Genomic DNA, 16,946 nt, shown 5'->3' on the forward strand with positions numbered 1-16,946 from the left:
TCCGCTACGCGCCGACCAGGTTCGCCAGCAGCCATCCGGGCAGGCCCAGATACAGCGCCGCGCGGCCGGCGCGCTCCAGCCAGCGGCGGACCTCGATCGCCCGCCCCGGCCGCAGCAAGGCCGCCAGCAGCGTGCCCGCTTCGATCGCGGCGCGCAGCAAGGCCGCGCTCAGCACCACGCCGATAGCCCAGGCCGCCCACCACAGGGCAAACGCCAGCAGGTAAGCCTTCAGGCCGTAGCTGTAGAACTCGCCGAAAGCGCTGCCGTAGGCGATGTGCTGGTGCAGGTGGAAGGCCGGGATGGCCAGCGCCAGCGGCAGCAAACCGAACTTGACCAGCGGACGGTCGAGCTTGCGGCGACATAGCGCCAGGCGGGCGCGCGCATATACGCCCAGCGTCGCGCCGGGCTGCTCGAAACTCTGGGGGCCGCCGGCGCCGGCCAGCGCGGCGGCGAAGGCCAGCGGGTTGGCCAACGCCAGCCCGTAGCGCCAGCGCTGGCCGGAAGCCAGGCGCAACGCCAGGCCGGCGGCCGGCACCGGCAGGCGCCACAAACTGACGGCAGCGATCTCGCCCAGCGCCAGTTCGATGCGCTGCGCACCCCGGGTCAACACCAGCACGCCGTCGCGGATCGACGCCTGCGCGGCAAACGCCAGCAACACGCACCACGAGGCGGCTTCCGGCGCCAGGAACAGTCCGCTGAACCAGCGGATTTGCGCCAGCGTGTTGGTCCGCAACGGTTCGTTGAGCAGCAAGGCCACGCAGATGCCGAGCAGGCCGGCGCGCGCCAGGATGCGCAACAGCGCCGCGGCGAAGCGGGCCGCCGGCGGCAACACCGCGACCCGGACCGGAAACGTCATCGCCAGCCGCGCCGGCGCTACGCCATCCGCCGCCGGTGAGCGCCAGGAAGGAACGGCCGCCCTGGCCGCCAGCAACAGCAGGAAGACGCAGGCGGCCCTCCCTACCCAGTCGCCCCAGCGCACCATCAGGGTCGGCGCCGGCTTGCGCACCACCAGGTCGGCGACCACCAGCGCCGGTTCGCCCATACGCGTGCCCGCCAGCAGCGCGCCGCCGGCGTCGAACGCCGCGCTATAGCCGTTGCTGGTGACGCGAAATTGCGGCAGCCGCGTTTCGATGCTGCGGAACGCGGCCACCGTCTGGTGCAGGCGCGCGCCTTCGGGCGCGTCGCTGAACCAGGAGTCGTTCGACATGGTCAGGATGGCCTGCGCGCCCAACCTGGCGCCGGCGATCGCCAGGCCGGTGTCGACATCGTCGAGGCAGATCAGCGGCAGCACCGGGATCTCGCGACCGTCCGCCAGGCGCAGCGGGAACACCCGCGCGCCATTGCCCGCCTTCCAGTTGCCGGTCCACGGCAGCAGACTACGCAAACGCGGACCATCCAGCCAGGCCGGCACGTATTCGGTGAACGGGAACAGATGGGTCTTGCGGTAGAAGGCCGCCGGGCCGCCAGGCTGCACGAAGGCGGCCGCGTTGTATTCGCCGTCGCCGTCGCTGTCGTAGGTGCCGAACACGAAGGGCACGCCGGCGGCCTGGACGGTGGCGAGGATTTCGCGGTCGAAGCCGGCCCCGGCCGCGCTCTTGGGATGGCCGAACGTGGTGGGATAGGCGGTCTCCGACCACAGCACCGCGTCCGCCTGGCGCCGCACCACGGCGTCATAGCTCATCGCGAAATGCGCATCGAGCACTTCGCGCACCACCGCGCCCGCGCCCTTCTGCCGGCGCAGGCCTTCGTAATCGATTATGTTGGATTGGACCAGGCCCATGCGCAATGGCTTGCCGGCAGCGGCGCCGCCATCCGGCTGCGCTGCCAGTCCGTGGAGCCCCAGCAGCAGCGGCCCCAGCGCGGCCAGCGCCAGCGGCTGGACGACTGCGCGCCAGCCATGCCGGCGCCCCGCCAGCGCCGCCACGATGCCTTCGTTGGCCAGCAACAGCAGCACGGTCAGGCCGGCGCCACCGCCCATGGCCGCGCCCTGGCGCATCAGCTGCGATGGATAGAGGCCGTAGCCGATCGTGTCGCCAAGCAGCTTGGGCAGCAGCCATTCGGCCGCCACCCAGGCCGCCGCCGCCGCCAGTGCGCGCAGCAGCGGACCATGGCCGCGTCCGCTCACATGGCGCACCAGCGCGAACACCAGGAACTGCGGCTGGAACACGGGCGCGGCCAGCAGCAGCACGGACAGCCCGGTACCGGCGCCGACCTGGGTGTAACGTCCCAGCGCGATGCCGAACCAGGGGAACACGGCCGCCGTGAAGGCCAGCGACATCAGGTAGGCGCAAGCCAGGGTCGCGGCCAGCGAGCGGCGAGCGTTCAGCGCGCCCAGCCACGGGACCAGCATCACGAAGCCCAGCATCCAGCCGGGTCCGCCGCGCGCGTACAGGGCCGACAGGACGGCGCTCGCCAGGATGCCGGCGACCATGCGCGCCGTGGAGGAGGTGAAAAGTTGTCGCATGCGGGTCAGCGGCCGGGAGCGGCCGGTTCTATGGGAGGGGGAACGACGATGCGCCGAATCGGCAATCCGGGCGGCGCCAGCTCCGGCGGCACGACCCGGTTCTTGGGCATGGGAATCGGATTGTGGGCGGCGTCGTACAGTTGGAAATCCGGCGCGAACATCAGGATCGCTTCGATGCGCTGGCCATCGTCGGTGGCTTGGTGGTGGCGCACGTAGCCCTCCGGCAGCACGAAGTCCTCGGGCACCGCCAGGCCGACCATGGGTGGACGGGTGCCGGGTGGCGAAAACGCGCCGAGGCCGGAATAGATGCCGCGCTCGTGCAGGCGTTCTATCACTTCGGGCATGGTCGGCTTCTCGCCACGGGCGACATAGCTTTTCAGGTCGCGCGTCGGGTCGGCGTCGCCTTCCGGCGCGCGCTGCGCTTCCGGCGCCGCGGTCTGCGGCGCGACAGAAGACGCTGCGGGCGGCGCGCTGGAGGTCACCGGCGCGCCGCCCGCGAGCGGCTGCGGCGACGCCCCGGCGACGATGCCGGGGTCCGGCGTCGTCACCAGGAAGACCAGCACGCCGAAGCCGATCACGGCCAGCACCAGCGCGGCCGCCAGCAAGCCGGCGCGCGGACGCCAGGCGCGGCCCGCGCCCGGGGTCTCGCTACCGTCTTCAGGCCGCTGGGGAGGCTGTGCCAAGGGATCAACTCAGCCGTGCATCAAGGCGTGGCGACGTTGTAGGTCGACACCGCCCAGCCCATCCGCTCGTGGCCGTACTGGTTCCAGATCGGGTTCTTGCCGCCGGCGATGGTGCTGTAGCGCGGCGCGCCGGAACCGGTGCTGCCGCCAAACAGGCCAGCCGTGACGGTGCTGCCGCTGTAGGTCGGGTGGGTGTCGTCCGACTGGATGTAGTCGTAGCTGCTGCCGGCCGACACGAAGTGGGTGTTGGCGTCGCGCAGCGTCGAGCGCAAGGTGGTGGTGATCCGCGCCAGGTAGCTGGCCTGGCTTTCGCCGGCGACATAGCGCAGCGCGTCGGAGTCGACCTTGCCGTCGCCGTTGCTGTCATAGTCGGCGCCCATGTACTGGGCGAAGTTGTCGGCGCAGGCAAAGCCCTTCTGGCGCGCCAGGTCGCACATCGCGAAGTTGATGCGCACCAGCGAAGGCAGGAACTTGTCCTGCATGTTGACGGTCTTGCCGGTCGATGCGTCCTTGCAGGAACTCTGGACATTGTCCGCCGCGTAGCCGGGATAGTGCAGGTTGGACACCAGCTTGAGCTTGACGCCGGAATAGGCGTTGGCGTTGATGTAGTCCATCGCCGCGCCGACATATTGCTTGCAGCTGCTTTCGGCCGCGGTCAGCACGCTGTCGTCGCAGGTGCCGGTCTGGCTCTTGAAGGCGGTGCGGGCCTGCAGGCCGTCATTGCCGCACATTTCAAAGGCCACCACGCGGGTGTTACTGGCTTGCATATACGAACGCTCGGCCACGATCTTGTTGTTGTACACGTCCGAGGCCACCGCGCCGGACTTGGTGCGGCGCACGCTCTCGATGTCGGCGTTCCATTGCGCCGACAGGTATTCCGCGTCCACGGTCGGCGCCGCGTACTTGGCGGCGCTGGTGACGGAGCCGTTGTAGCCGGCAAAGATCGAATCGCCGTAGGCCACCACGCGGTAGACGGTGGAGGTGCCGGGACGGTCGATGGTCCACGAGACGTTCTGGTTCAGGGTGCTGGCCGCCGCCTGGCCACCGAGGGCCAGCAGGAACAGCGAGGACAATAGCGTAGGCAACGACTTCTTGTGAAAGCGGGTGTACGACATGGGGTGTCTCCGATCAGGGGATCTGCAAGATGGCTGTTTTTGTGATGGGTCTCGCGCTGCGACGTACGGCAAGCCCGGCCGCGCGAGCCATCACATCGCGGCGGCCAGCTTGCCTTGGTCAATATTACCCTGCGCACAATTGCGGATCTCCCCGGCCGGTCGGCTGTCTCGACGGGACCAGAGAATGTCTCGACAGGACCGGTTTCCTGTCGCGTTGGAATCACAATGAAGCTAGCGCCGCAGCTTGAAGACGCTGACCGCGCCGGCCAGCTCGGCGGCCTGCTGCTGCATCGATTGCGCCGCCGCCGTGGCCTGCTCGACCAGCGCCGCGTTCTGCTGCGTCACCTGGTCCATCTGGACGATGGCGTGGTTGACGTGCTCAATGCCCGAGGTCTGCTCTTCGCTGGCGTCGGCGATCTCGCCCATGATGGCGCTGACGCGATTGACGCTGGCCACGATCTCGTCCATCGTGGTGCCGGCCTGCTCGACCAGGCGCGCGCCTTGTTCCACGCTCTGCACGGAGACGCCGATCAACTCCTTGATTTCCTTGGCGGCCGACGCCGAGCGCTGGGCCAGGTTGCGCACTTCGGACGCCACCACGGCAAAGCCGCGCCCCTGCTCGCCGGCCCGCGCCGCTTCGACCGCTGCGTTCAGCGCCAGGATATTGGTCTGGAAGGCGATGCCATCGATGACGCCGATGATGTCGACAATGCGGCGCGACGAATCGTTGATCTCGCCCATGGTCGTCACCACTTCGGACACGACCGTGCCGCCCTTGACCGCGACGGCGGCGGTGGCCGCCACCAGGCCGCTGGCCTGGCGCGCGCTGCCGGCGTTCTGCTTGACCGTGCTGGTCAGCTGGTCCATGGCGCTGGCGGTCTGACCCAACGAGGTGGCTTGCTGTTCGGTGCGGTTGGACAGGTCCAGGTTGCCGTCGGCGATTTCGCTCGACGCCGTCGAAATGGTCTCGGCGCCGCTGCGGATCTGGGCCACGATGCCGGCCAGGCTTTGCTGCATCGACTTCATGGCCGACAGCAGGCTGTCGCGGTCGCCGCCGCTGGTCTGGATCTCTTCGGTGAAATCGCCGGCGGCGATGCGGCGCGCGATGTCGGCCGCATAGTCCGGTTCACCACCCAACTGGCGCATCACATTGGCCGACAGTAAATACGTGACCACGCCAGCCGCCACCAGGGTGGCCAGCGCCAGGCCCAGGCTGATCCACATGGTGCGCTGGGTGGCGGCGATCATGCTCGCTTCGGTCACCTTGACATCGTCCTTCTTGGCCTTGAGGAAGTCCAGCAGGCGGCCACGCATGACGCGCCAGACCGGCGTTTCATCCTTGTTCAGCACCTGGATCGCGGCGGGCTGGTCGTCCTTGGCCAGCGTCATGATTTTCGCTTGCAGCCCGGCCTGTTTTTCGCGCAATTGCGCCACCTCCGCGAACATCTTGCCGGCCTCGCTTTGCGGCGTCACCAGGCCTTGCGCTACCTGCAGGTATTCAGCGAAGGATTTGCTGGCGTCGTCGATATTCTTGTGTCCGGCCTTGTTGGTCGGATCGAGCACCACATTGCGCAGCGCCTGTCCCATCTGCAGACCTTGCGCGTACAGGTTGGTGGTGGTCTGCAACAAGGCCTGATCCACTTCCAGGAATTGCTGGAACTGGTTGCGGGCGCTTTGCATGCCCATCAGCGCCACCCCCAGCGCGACGAGGAAAGCACAACAGACCACCGCCATGCACAGCACCATCTTGTCGCGTAACTTCATCGGTTCTCCCCTTGTTGAATTTTCTAGGTTTTATTCACTACATTAACGGCAACGATATGAGACTGGAAATGTCTTGCATAGAAGAACTTGTACAGGCTAAGCTTATCCCCACAAAAACACAAGGAGACCGGCCGTGACGGATGTGCTACGCACCATCGGCAGGCTGTTGCAAGCCCCCGAGCATCATCTCGGCGAGGCCCAGCTCGCACAGGCGCGTACCGCGCGCCGCAGCTTCATGGGTAAAGCCCTGGCCATGGGGGCAGGCGTGGCTGCGGGCGGCGTTGCCGCCGCACAGAGCGCGGCCGGCGACGACGCCATCCTGACCTTGCCGGCGCACAGCAAAACGCTGGGCCAGCCGGTCGCCGCCCTGCCCTACGGCCAGCCGTCCAAGTGGGAAGGCAATCTGCAGCGCCGCGAGAGTCCGGGCCTGACTCGCGTGCGCCAGGCGTCCGTCAGTTTTACGCCACTGCAAGGGCTGTTCGGCATCATCACGCCCAGCGGCTTGCATTTTGAACGTCACCACCAGGGCTGGCACGACATCGATTCCAGCCAGCACCGCTTGATGATCAACGGCCTGGTGCGCGAGCCGCGCGTGTTCACCATGGACGACCTGATGCGCCTGCCGTCGGTGTCGCGCATCCACTTCATCGAATGCGGCGCCAACACCGGCGCCGAGTGGGGCAACGTCGCGCTGCCGACGGTGCAATATACGCATGGCATGCTGGCCTGCTCGGAATACACCGGGGTGCTGCTGTCGACCTTGCTGGACATGTGCGGCATCGACCGCAAAAAGGCCCGCTTTGTGCTGGCCGAGGGCGCCGACGGTTCCAGCATGACGCGCACCATCGCCATCGAACGGGCGCTGGACGACGTCATCGTGGCCTGGGGCCAGAACGGCGAAATGCTGCGGCCGGAAAACGGCTATCCGCTGCGCCTGGTAGTGCCGGGTGTGCAGGGGGTCAGCTGGGTTAAATACTTGCGCCGCATCGAGGTGGGCGACCAGCCGTGGGACACCAAGGACGAGACCATCCACTACGTCGACCTGATGCCGGACGGCCAGCATCGCCAGTACACCTCTATCCAGGAATGCAAGAGCGTGATCACCACGCCGTCCGGCGGCCAGACCTTGCTCGACCGCGGCTACTACAACATCAGCGGCCTGGCGTGGTCGGGGCGCGGGCGCATCAAGCGGGTCGATGTCAGCACGGACGGCGGCCGCAACTGGCGCACCGCCCGCATCGAGGGGCCGGTGCAGAACAAGGCGCTGACCCGCTTTAATATCGACTGGGTGTGGGATGGCGGCAACGCCGTGCTACAGAGCCGCGCCATCGACGACAGCGGCTATGTGCAGCCCAAGATCAACCAGCTGCGCGCGGTGCGCGGCACGCGCTCCATTTATCACAACAACGCCATCCAGTCCTGGCTGGTGTCGCCGAATGGTGAAGTCTCCAACGTGCAGGTGAGTTGATGAAAAAAGCTATCCTCGCCGCGCTGCTGAACACCTGCTTGCTGGGCGCCTGCCTGTTGGCGCAAGCGGCCGACGCGCCGTGGCAAGCCATCGGCCGCGCCGCCACGCCGGCCGAAATCAAGGCCTGGGATATCGACGTGCGCGCCGATTTCCAGGGGCTGCCGAAGGGCCGCGGCTCCGTCGCCCAGGGCGAGCAGGTCTGGGAAAACCGCTGCGCCGGCTGCCACGGCAGCTTCGGCGAATCGAACGAGGTGTTCACGCCCATCGTGGGCGGCACCACCGAGGCCGATATCAAGAGCGGCCACGTGGCGGCCCTGTCCAACGGCAGCGTGCCGCAACGCACCACGCTGATGAAGGTGGCCCACCTGTCCACGTTGTGGGACTACATCAACCGCGCCATGCCCTGGGATGCGCCCAAGTCGCTGACCACGGATGAGGTGTACGCCGTCACGGCCCACATCCTGAACCTGGGCGGCGTGGTGCCGGCCGATTTCGTGCTGAGCAACGACAACATCGCCGACGTGCAGCAGCACCTGCCCAACCGCAATGGCCTGGTGCGCCAGCCCGGCCTGTGGGACATCAAGGGCAAGCCCGATGTGCTCAACACCGCCTGCATGGCGAATTGCCCGACCGAGGCCAGGCAGACCTCCAGCCTGCCCGACTTCGCCCGCAACGCGCATGGCAACCTGGCCGAGCAGAACCGTCCGCTGGGCGGCGTGCGCGGCACGGATACCACCCGCCCACCTCGCGCCGCGCTGGCGCCGGCCGCCGCCGTTGTCGCAGCCGCAGCCGCGCCGGCCAAAGCCACCGCCGGCGGCGATGCGCAGCAGGTGCTGAACAAGAACGGCTGCCTGGCATGCCACGGCGTGAGCAACAAGATCATCGGTCCCGCCTTGCGCGACGTCGCCGTCAAGTACCAGGGCCGCGCCGACCGCGCCGCCTATCTGCAAGCCAAGATACGCAGCGGTGGCAGCGGCGCCTGGGGCGCCATGCCCATGCCGCCGCAAAGCCAATTGAAAGAAGCCGACCTGCAAGCCATCGTTCAATGGCTGGCCAGCGGCGCGCAATGAGCGGGCCACCCCGCAACCACCTGGAGACTGCATGAACCCCACCCGTCGTACCGTATTGAAGACCAGCTCGGCCCTTGGCTTGCTGGTCGCCTGTGGCCTGGTGACCAGCCAGCAAGCGCTGGCCGCCACCGGCCGCGAAGGCTTCAGCGCCAAGACCCTGGCCGATGCGCTGGCCGCCGTCGGCGGCACGCCTGCCGACAGCAAGGACATCGTCATCACCTCGCCCGACATCGCTGAAAACGGCGCCGTGGTGCCGGTGGGCGTGGCGTCCAATATTCCCGGCACCAGCGAAATCTACTTCTTTGTCGAAAAGAATCCGAACCCGCTGGCCGCCATGTTCCGCATTCCGGAGGGCACCAACGCCGCCGTGCAGAGCCGCCTGAAGATGGGCCAGAGCACCAACGTGGTGGCTGTGGTGAAGACCGCCGACGGCAAGCTGTATTCGGCGACCAAGGAAACCAAGGTCACGCTGGGCGGCTGCGGCGGCTAATCAGTAACAGAACAGGAGCAGACATGGCAGATCCAATGAAAATCCGTGCCAACGCCGCCAACGGCGTCACGGAAGTCAAAGTACTGATGGCCCATCCGATGGAGGCCGGCATACGCAAGGACGCGGCCGGCGTCGTGGTGCCGGCGCACTACATCACCGACGTCACCGTCAAGCACGGCGAGCGCGTGGTGCTGCAATGCCTGTGGGGCCAGTCGGTCTCGCAAAACCCCTACCTCGCCTTCAAGTTCAAGGGCGGCGCCAAGGGCGACACGGTCAGCGTCAGCTGGCAGGACAATCTGGGCGAGAGCCGCACCGACCAAGTCACCGTAGCCTGAGGCCGCCATCATGTCACTATCCCGTGTCACCTGGGCCAGCCTGCTGGGGCTGGTCATTGCAGGCAGCGCCGTCGCGCAAAGCGCCAGCGACGAGATCGCCAAATACCGCGCCATGCTGGCCGACGGCAACCCCGCCGAGCTGGTCGAAGGCCAGGGCGAAGTGCTGTGGACCACCAAGCGCGGCCCCAAGCAGGCCACGCTGGAAGCCTGCGACTTGGGCAAGGGACCGGGCGTGGTGGCCGGCGCCTATGCTGAGCTGCCGCGTTATTTCAAGGACACGGGCAAGGTGATGGACGCCGAAGCGCGCCTGGTGCATTGCATGGTGACGCTGCAGGGCATCGAACGCGCCGACATCGTGCGCAAGCCGTTTTCCGAGCAGGGCGAGCGCGCCACCGACATGGAGGCGCTGGCCGCCTACGTGTCGGCCGCCTCGCGCGACATGAAGATCAATCTGCCGCAGCAGCACGCCGAGGAAAAAGCCGCATATGCGCGCGGCAAGCAAGCGTTCTTCTACCGCGCCGGCCCGCATGATTTTTCCTGCGCCTCCTGCCACAGCAAGAACGACCAGCGCATCCGCCTGCAAGACTTGCCGAACCTGCAGCAGGCCGCCGCCGCGCGCGGCGCCTTCGCCAGCTGGCCGGCCTACCGCGTCAGCCAGGGCGCGGTGCGCACCATGCAGTGGCGCATGGCCGACTGCTTCCGCCAGCAGCGCTTCCCGCAACTGGAATACAACTCCCAGACCGCCATCGACCTGATCACCTACCTCGGCGTCAACGCCAAGGGCGGCACGATGGCGGCGCCGGGCTTGAAACGCTGATACGGAGTGTCCATGCAAAGCAAATTCATCACCGCCGCCCTGTTGGGCGTGCTGGCCTCCAGCGCCGCACTGGCCGCCGGGCCGACGGCCAAGGACAGCGCCGACCTGGCCGCGTTCAAGGCTTCGTTCCGCGACAAGAACGAAGCCACCGTCGATCGCCTGGAACAGAGCGAGGCGCAGCGCCTGTGCTCGCAGGATGCGCAGCGCCCGCTGAAGCCGGCGCAGCGCAAGCAGATCGAACAGCAAGCCACGGTCACCGTGCATTATCCGGCCGACGGCAACTACCTGGGCGACTGGAAGGAAGGCGAAAAGGTCGCGCAGAACGGCCGCGGCCTGCAATCGTCCGATCCGAAAGGGACGCCGGCCGGCGGCAACTGCTATGCCTGCCATAAGCTGGACCCGAAGGAAATCGCCTTCGGCAATATCGGCCCCAGTTTGCACCAGTACGGCAAGCTGCGCGGCGGCCCGACGCCGGACAACCTGAAGTACACCTGGACCAAGATCTACAACTCGCATGCCTTCCAGGCGTGCTCGACGATGCCGCGCTTCGGCGCCGCCGGCATCCTGACGGAAAAGCAGATGCAGGATGTGATGGCGCTGCTGCTGGCGCCTGAATCGCCGGTCAACCAGTAATCCGAACCTGAGCCAGGCTACTCCATGCAACGACGCGAATTCATGCAAATGCTGGCCATCGCCAGCGCCGGCGGCCTGGCCCTGGCCGGCAAGGATGGTCTGGCCGCCACGCCCGGCGCCGCCGAGCAGCTGTATGCGGTGCCGAAGTTCGGCAACGTCAGCCTGTTGCACATCACCGATTGCCACGCCCAGTTGCGGCCGCTGTATTTCCGCGAACCCAGCGTCAATCTCGGCATCGGCGAGGCGGCCGGCAAGGCGCCGCACCTGGTGGGCGACGCCCTGCTCAAGCAGTTCAAAATCGCGCCGAAGACGGCGCGCGCGCATGCCTTCACCTACCTCGATTTTGCCGCCGCCGCCAAGGTGTACGGCAAGGTCGGCGGTTTCGCCCATCTGTCCACCCTGGTCCAGCAGCTGCGCGCCAGCCGCCCGCACGCCGTGCTGTGCGACGGCGGCGACACCTGGCAGGGCTCGGCCACGGCGCTGTGGACCAACGGCCAGGACATGGTCGACGCCGCCAAGCTGCTCGGCGTGCAGATCATGGCGCCGCACTGGGAGTTCACGCTGGGCGCGCAACGGGTGCAGGAAATCGTGCAGACGGATTTCCAGGGCAAGGTCGACTTCATCGCGCAGAACGTGGTGACCGCCGATTTCGGCGATCCCGTGTTCGCGCCCTACAGCTGGCGCGAAATGAACGGCGTGCCGGTGGCCGTGATCGGCCAGGCCTTCCCGTACACGCCGATCGCCAACCCGCGTTACATGGTGCCGGACTGGAGCTTCGGCATCCAGGAGGAGCGCTTGCAGGCGCTGGTCAAGGAAGTGCGCGCCAAGGGCGCCAAGGTGGTGGTGCTATTGTCGCACAACGGCATGGACGTGGACCTGAAGCTGGCCAGCCGCGTCGTCGGCATCGACGCCATCCTCGGCGGCCACACCCACGACGGCGTGCCGACGCCGGTGGTGGTGTCCAACCAGGGCGGGCAGACGCTGGTGACCAATGCCGGCTCGAACGGCAAGTTCCTCGGCGTGCTCGATTTCGACGTGCGCGACGGCCGCATCCAGGGCTACCAGTACCGGCTGCTGCCGGTGTTCTCCAACCTGCTGCCGGCCGACCGCGCCATGCAGGCGCACATCGACGCGGTGCGCGCGCCGTTCCGCGCCAAGCTGGATGAAACGCTGGCCGTCACCGAAGGCTTGCTGTACCGGCGCGGCAATTTCAACGGCAGCTGGGACCAGCTGATCGTCGACGGCCTGCTGGCGGTCAAGGGCGCCGACCTGGCGTTCTCGCCGGGCTTCCGCTGGGGCACCTCTCTGCTGCCGGGTGCGCCCATCACGCGCGGCGACCTGATGGACCAGCTGGCGATCACCTACCCGGCCACCACGCTGACCGAGATGACGGGCGCCACCATCAAGACCATCATGGAAGACGTGTGCGACAACCTGTTCCATCCGGACCCCTACTACCAGCAGGGCGGCGACATGGTGCGCGTGGGCGGCATGCGCTACACCTGCACGCCGGCCGCGGCCAGCGGCCGGCGCATCAGCGACATGCGGCTGGGCGGCAAGCTGCTCGATGCGGACAAGACCTACAAGGTGGCCGGTTGGGCGCCGGTGGCCGAGGGCGCCAGCGGCGCGCCGATCTGGGACGTGATGGAAACCTATCTGCGCGCCCATCCGGTGGTGCGCGCGCGCCGTCCCGACCAGCCGACGCTGGTGGGCACGGCCGGCAATCCCGGCATGGCAGTCTGAGCCGCCGTGGCCGACGCCCTGCACGCGCCCCTGTTGCCGCCGCTGCGCGATCTGCGGGCGGAACTGGCCGCGCTGGCGGCGCCGTCGGCGGTGCTGGTGCTGCTGGTGTCGCGCCGGGACTGCCCGTATTGCCTGGAAGTGCGGCGCAACTACCTGGCGCCGCTGCTACGCGAAGGCAATCCGCGGCTGGTGCTGCGCGAGCTGGAAAGCGATACGGTAGATCGGTTGGTCGATGCGGCCGGACAGTTGCAAGCCGTCGCCGACGTGCTGCACCTGCTGCATGTGAGCTTCTTCCCCACGGTATTATTTCTCGGCGGCGGAGGCCGCACGCTGGCCGCCCCCTTGCCCGGCCTGGACCAGGCCGGCTTTTACGGCGCCTATCTGGACGGCCGCCTGCAACAGGCGCAAGCCGCCGCCCTCGCCTCGCCCAAGGAAACTCTATGAACCTCGTCCGCCGACTGCTGTTGCTGGCTGCGGTGCTGCCAGCGCTTGCGGCCCAGGCTGCGCCAGACATCGTGCTCAAGCCGATCCAGGTCAGCCCCCATGTCTACTACTTCCAGGGTGAAGCCGGCATGGCCAGCCAGGCCAACCAGGGTTTCATGTCGAACGCCGGCTTTGTCGTCACGCCGGCCGGCGTGGTGGTGTACGACGCGCTGGCCACGCCGGCGCTGGGCGCCGCCATGCTGCGGGCGATCCGCCAGGTGACATCGGCGCCGTTGAAGACGGTGATCGTCGGGCACTACCATGCCGACCATTTCTACGGCCTGCAAGCGCTGCGCCAGACTGGCGTGGTGATCGCCGCCCATCGCAACGGCCGCGACTACCTGCGCTCGGACCTGGCGCGCGAACGGCTGGCGCAGCGCCGCGCCGAGCTGGCGCCGTGGGTGGACGAACGCACGGAACTGGTGGCGGCCGACCGCTGGCTGGACTTCGCCGACGGCCAGCCCTGGCGCTTCGAACTGGGCGGCCTGCACTTCCGCGTGATCGACAGCAGCGGCGCCCACTCGCCGGAAGACTTGCTGATGCTGGTGGAGGAAGACCACGTGCTGTTCGCGGGCGACCTGTTCTTCAGCGGCCGCCTGCCGTATGTCGGCGACGCCGACAGCAAACGCTGGCTGCAGGCGCTCGACCGCATGCTCGACGCGCAGCCGGCCGTGGTGATCCCCGGCCATGGCGCGGCCTCGCGCGCGCCGCGCCAGGACATGCTGCTGACCCAACGCTATCTGCGCTACCTGCGCGAACAGATGGGCAATGCCGTGCAGGAACTGCTATCCTTTGATGAGGCCTATGCGCGTACCGACTGGTCCGCGTTCCAGGACTACCCTGCCTTCGGCCAGGCCAACCGGCTCAACGCCTATGGCACGTATCTGCTGATGGAAAAAGAAACTCTGCAATCTGGCAAGGAGGCCAAATGAAACTCTTCCGTATCCTGTTGTTGCCATTGATGCTGTTGTGCGCCCAGGCGGCACAGGCCGAGGCGCCGCGCGTGGAAAAAGTGGTCTATCACTTCAGCGAGAGCGGCAACGCCATGGGCGGCTTGCGCAACATCCGCAACCACCTGGACGCCAGTCCCAATGTGCAGATCGTGGTCGTGGCGCTGGGTCCGGGCATCGACTTCCTGCTCGAAGGCGCGATGGACAAGAACGGCAATCCGTACGAGGTGGTGGTGCAGGAGCTGGCGGCCCGCCATGTGCAGTTCCGCGTCTGCAATAACACGCTGAAAGCGCGCAACCTCGGCAAGGACAAGGTGTTGCCGGAAGCGACCATCGTCCCCTCCGGCGTGGCGGAAATCAGCCGCTTGCAGGCGCTGGAAGGCTACGCCTACATCAAGCCGTAGGCGATATGTTATGACACGTTTGCCTAGACCATAACTGGGTCGAAGCCTGAAGAATAACTTCGCCGCGTTGTCCTAAGTCCAGCATCGGGCACCATGAAGCATTAAGTCAAATTGTTCCGTATTTCTTCGGACCAGAATCATAACTTTACCCATGCCAAATTTCGGAACCATATTCTTACCATCCATCGTCAAACACAACCTATTTTAGTTAATTATGAAACAACTATCTTAAACTAATGAGCGTTTAGCGAATCGATGGCGGCTCCCTCAGCTATCTGAAGCGCTCCCTCAACCCGCCATTTGGACGAACTCCTCTATTTAGTCAATTAAGGAATAAGTAGACTAAACCAAAATTATTCGTTGACGTTGATGATTAAACGATACTCGCCATCTACGAACCATACCCACCCATATTCCTACAATAGTGGATATATGTTTTTTATTTACGAAAAGAAAGTTTTCTTTTGTTCTGGCGTTTTGAACCTCGACTCCACTCGATTTCTAATTTCAACTGGAAGTGATGCCCAGTTATTTAAATAAATAGAAAGCAAAATATCATTTAAAAATTCGCTCACTTCAAAAGCTACAGTCGCACATTCACGGCATAAATTTTCGGATTGAATTAACTCCTTCAGTTCACTTACATTTGGTAGAACTGGATCACTTTGGGCATGAACATGAGCAGATAGAAGGCGATATGGATCCAATTCCTTTCTAGTCTTTATAAGACGTAGTATCGCCATACGATGTCCAAATTTATTAAAATTTTGTTCAAGATACATTAAAATATCTTTTTTTAATTTAAACCCATCCGCAGTATCGTTAACATGAGACCATTCGACTTCATGATCTTTAAAGTAAAGCCATGCAAGCATAAGGTCAACTTGTCCACGCAATGAAAATAGCGCTTGTCTCATCAGTCCCAAAGATAATACGCCCGCTCCTTCGCGGATAGAGCAGGCAACGCCATCAAGTAATGAATCAGCAACATTAGTTCTATGAAAAGAATTTAGATATTTTAGCCAGTGTATTAATAAATCAGTATTCACTTCTACCAAGGCAGACAAATTCTCGCCATATGAAACGGAAAAATCACTTGCAGCTTGTCTAAGTTCAGTCGTCTGTATTTTATGCATAATTATTTATTTAAGTCGCCAATCAGTCGGCAAGTCATGCACCGAACGATTTCGAATATTAGTTGCAATATGCAAAAGTTCCTTTTCAGGCACAATCGACGCCACCCTACGTATCCACGCTAAAAATCCCTTCCGACCTTCGGGTGGAAGCAATAATCCTGGATATCTGAGTATCAGTTCGTGCGACAAAATCTCAATAGCCACAGATTTTGGCATTCCCACATCATAAATGAGAAGACGTTCTACTTTTTGAGCGGTTTCATTAAATTCTGAATGCGAATAATCCCGTGGCTCATCAAAATCAGTATTTGATATCCAATGGTTTATTTCGTGCCGCATAGCCTCAATCTCACGCACAGTCCCATTTGGACTTTGGCGCATTGAGAAATCCAAAAATTCAGATATGTCTCGAAGCGAATAGCCAGAGGAGGCCAGCAATCGACATATTTCCAAGTAAGGTGATTTCATGTCAATCCTAATGCTACTCCTAGTTCATCAACAATAGCAGATATATTGGGCGTCACACGCCATGCTTGTCCTTCTTTATCGGTAGCAAACCCTGTGTACCCGACGGTTGCTTCTAATACTTTAGATATTTTAAGGCTTTTTGCTAAAGTTATTGGGCCAAATTCTGGGTCACTTCGTAAAGCATTTTCTACCGCTGGATCGTATCCGCTTGGTTTTATACCGTTAAGCAGTACAATTAGTTCCGGTTTTTTCGTAATTTGTGGCACTTCAGAAATAAACCTATTGAGCATCTTAAGTCCCAATATCGAATATCTATCTGGACGCACAGGTACAACAACGTGAGTAGCCGCTTGTAACGCACAGATAGTCATAAACGAACTACTTGGGTTGCAATCAATACAAATTAAATCTCGATCAGCACGCGAATTTTCAATAAACTGGAGAAATCTTGCCTTAACCGGTTCAAGAATTTTTCCATCCCCGATCATTGAGTACTTAACCATATCGAAATCTCCTGGCACCAACAAAAGATCAGGACTATTGTTTTTGAAATGTCTAAGTCTTACAGCTACACTATCAAGACCCGGCGGAGGTCCTAAATTGCTGTTGACTTTAAAAATAGACGGAGCACTGCTATCTTCCATCACACTTAAAATTGTACGTCCTGCGGCCTTATGTTTTTCATAACTTAATTGAGGCATGATTGCCTGTGTTAAGTTAAATTGAGGATCGAAGTCCACTAATAAAACACGTTTTTTAAGATGCGAATATAGGTGACGAAATACGTGCGCCGATATAGTCGTCTTTCCAACGCCTCCCTTCATGTTTAAAACTGCTACGACTGGAGTTTCAATCTTTTTCGGTTTAGTAGCCAACTATTGCCCCTTAGCAATGGAAATATTATTTTACGCTCTGGGAAGCGC

General features: G+C 63.3%; 17 protein-coding genes. 10 read left to right on the forward strand and 7 right to left on the reverse strand.

Features of this window, described 5'->3' with window-relative positions:
• Positions 1-4: 4 nt before the first annotated feature.
• The 4 genes from lnt to KVP70_RS06270 all read right to left on the reverse strand — a co-directional run bounded on the left by lnt (position 5) and on the right by KVP70_RS06270 (position 6,026).
• Complete coding sequence (gene lnt, locus KVP70_RS06255; RefSeq protein WP_229224652.1) at positions 5-2,464, reverse strand: apolipoprotein N-acyltransferase; 2,460 nt, start codon at positions 2,462-2,464, stop codon at positions 5-7.
• Positions 2,465-2,469: 5 nt separating this feature from the next.
• Positions 2,470-3,147: a hypothetical protein gene (locus KVP70_RS06260; protein ID WP_217941278.1), complete on the reverse strand. Its 678-nt coding sequence runs from the start codon at positions 3,145-3,147 to the stop codon at positions 2,470-2,472.
• A gap of 20 nt (positions 3,148-3,167) precedes the next feature.
• Entirely contained in the window at positions 3,168-4,262 is a 1,095-nt protein-coding gene (locus KVP70_RS06265) for an SGNH/GDSL hydrolase family protein (protein ID WP_217941279.1), read from the reverse strand.
• Between the two features lie 231 nt (positions 4,263-4,493).
• Positions 4,494-6,026, reverse strand: a complete 1,533-nt coding sequence (locus KVP70_RS06270; RefSeq protein WP_217941280.1) for a methyl-accepting chemotaxis protein — start codon at positions 6,024-6,026, stop codon at positions 4,494-4,496.
• Positions 6,027-6,159: 133 nt separating this feature from the next.
• Here KVP70_RS06270 and soxC point away from each other — a divergent pair, with 133 nt between their 5' ends.
• Genes soxC through KVP70_RS06320 form a run of 10 tightly spaced genes read left to right on the forward strand, consistent with a single transcriptional unit; the run spans position 6,160 to position 14,419 of the window.
• Entirely contained in the window at positions 6,160-7,494 is a 1,335-nt protein-coding gene (gene soxC, locus KVP70_RS06275; protein WP_217941281.1) for a sulfite dehydrogenase, read from the forward strand.
• Positions 7,494-8,564: a c-type cytochrome gene (locus KVP70_RS06280; protein ID WP_217941283.1), complete on the forward strand. Its 1,071-nt coding sequence runs from the start codon at positions 7,494-7,496 to the stop codon at positions 8,562-8,564. The genes soxC and KVP70_RS06280 overlap by 1 nt, the downstream gene beginning before the upstream one ends.
• 31 nt (positions 8,565-8,595) lie before the next feature.
• The gene (soxY, locus tag KVP70_RS06285; RefSeq protein WP_217941286.1) at positions 8,596-9,054 is read left to right on the forward strand and encodes a thiosulfate oxidation carrier protein SoxY; all 459 of its coding nucleotides are present in this window, start codon (positions 8,596-8,598) and stop codon (positions 9,052-9,054) included.
• A 23-nt stretch (positions 9,055-9,077) separates the two neighbouring features.
• Positions 9,078-9,389 carry a thiosulfate oxidation carrier complex protein SoxZ gene (gene soxZ, locus KVP70_RS06290; protein ID WP_217941287.1) on the forward strand — a complete coding sequence of 104 codons (312 nt, stop codon included), beginning with the start codon at positions 9,078-9,080 and terminating at the stop codon, positions 9,387-9,389.
• Between the two features lie 10 nt (positions 9,390-9,399).
• Positions 9,400-10,206: a sulfur oxidation c-type cytochrome SoxA gene (soxA, locus tag KVP70_RS06295; RefSeq protein ID WP_217941288.1), complete on the forward strand. Its 807-nt coding sequence runs from the start codon at positions 9,400-9,402 to the stop codon at positions 10,204-10,206.
• Between the two features lie 12 nt (positions 10,207-10,218).
• Positions 10,219-10,839, forward strand: a complete 621-nt coding sequence (gene soxX / locus KVP70_RS06300) for a sulfur oxidation c-type cytochrome SoxX (RefSeq protein WP_217941290.1) — start codon at positions 10,219-10,221, stop codon at positions 10,837-10,839.
• Between the two features lie 24 nt (positions 10,840-10,863).
• Positions 10,864-12,582, forward strand: a complete 1,719-nt coding sequence (gene soxB, locus KVP70_RS06305; protein WP_217941291.1) for a thiosulfohydrolase SoxB — start codon at positions 10,864-10,866, stop codon at positions 12,580-12,582.
• 6 nt (positions 12,583-12,588) lie between these two features.
• Entirely contained in the window at positions 12,589-13,026 is a 438-nt protein-coding gene (locus tag KVP70_RS06310; RefSeq protein ID WP_217941293.1) for a thioredoxin domain-containing protein, read from the forward strand.
• Positions 13,023-13,997 carry an MBL fold metallo-hydrolase gene (locus tag KVP70_RS06315; protein WP_217941295.1) on the forward strand — a complete coding sequence of 325 codons (975 nt, stop codon included), beginning with the start codon at positions 13,023-13,025 and terminating at the stop codon, positions 13,995-13,997. The genes KVP70_RS06310 and KVP70_RS06315 overlap by 4 nt, the downstream gene beginning before the upstream one ends.
• The gene (locus tag KVP70_RS06320) at positions 13,994-14,419 is read left to right on the forward strand and encodes a DsrE family protein (protein WP_217941296.1); all 426 of its coding nucleotides are present in this window, start codon (positions 13,994-13,996) and stop codon (positions 14,417-14,419) included. The genes KVP70_RS06315 and KVP70_RS06320 overlap by 4 nt, the downstream gene beginning before the upstream one ends.
• Positions 14,420-14,862: 443 nt before the next feature.
• Here KVP70_RS06320 and KVP70_RS06325 read toward each other — a convergent pair whose 3' ends face one another.
• From KVP70_RS06325 to KVP70_RS06335, 3 genes are read right to left on the reverse strand one after another with little or no spacing between them, the layout of a single operon-like run.
• Positions 14,863-15,555, reverse strand: a complete 693-nt coding sequence (locus KVP70_RS06325) for a hypothetical protein (protein WP_217941297.1) — start codon at positions 15,553-15,555, stop codon at positions 14,863-14,865.
• Positions 15,556-15,561: 6 nt separating this feature from the next.
• Entirely contained in the window at positions 15,562-16,023 is a 462-nt protein-coding gene (locus KVP70_RS06330) for a hypothetical protein (RefSeq protein WP_217941299.1), read from the reverse strand.
• Positions 16,020-16,898: a ParA family protein gene (locus KVP70_RS06335; RefSeq protein WP_217941301.1), complete on the reverse strand. Its 879-nt coding sequence runs from the start codon at positions 16,896-16,898 to the stop codon at positions 16,020-16,022. The genes KVP70_RS06330 and KVP70_RS06335 overlap by 4 nt, the downstream gene beginning before the upstream one ends.
• Positions 16,899-16,946: the final 48 nt, after the last annotated feature.

It is taken from the genome of Duganella violaceipulchra (assembly GCF_019166075.1).
In the GTDB taxonomy this organism is placed as follows: Bacteria; Pseudomonadota; Gammaproteobacteria; order Burkholderiales; family Burkholderiaceae_D; genus Rugamonas; species Rugamonas violaceipulchra.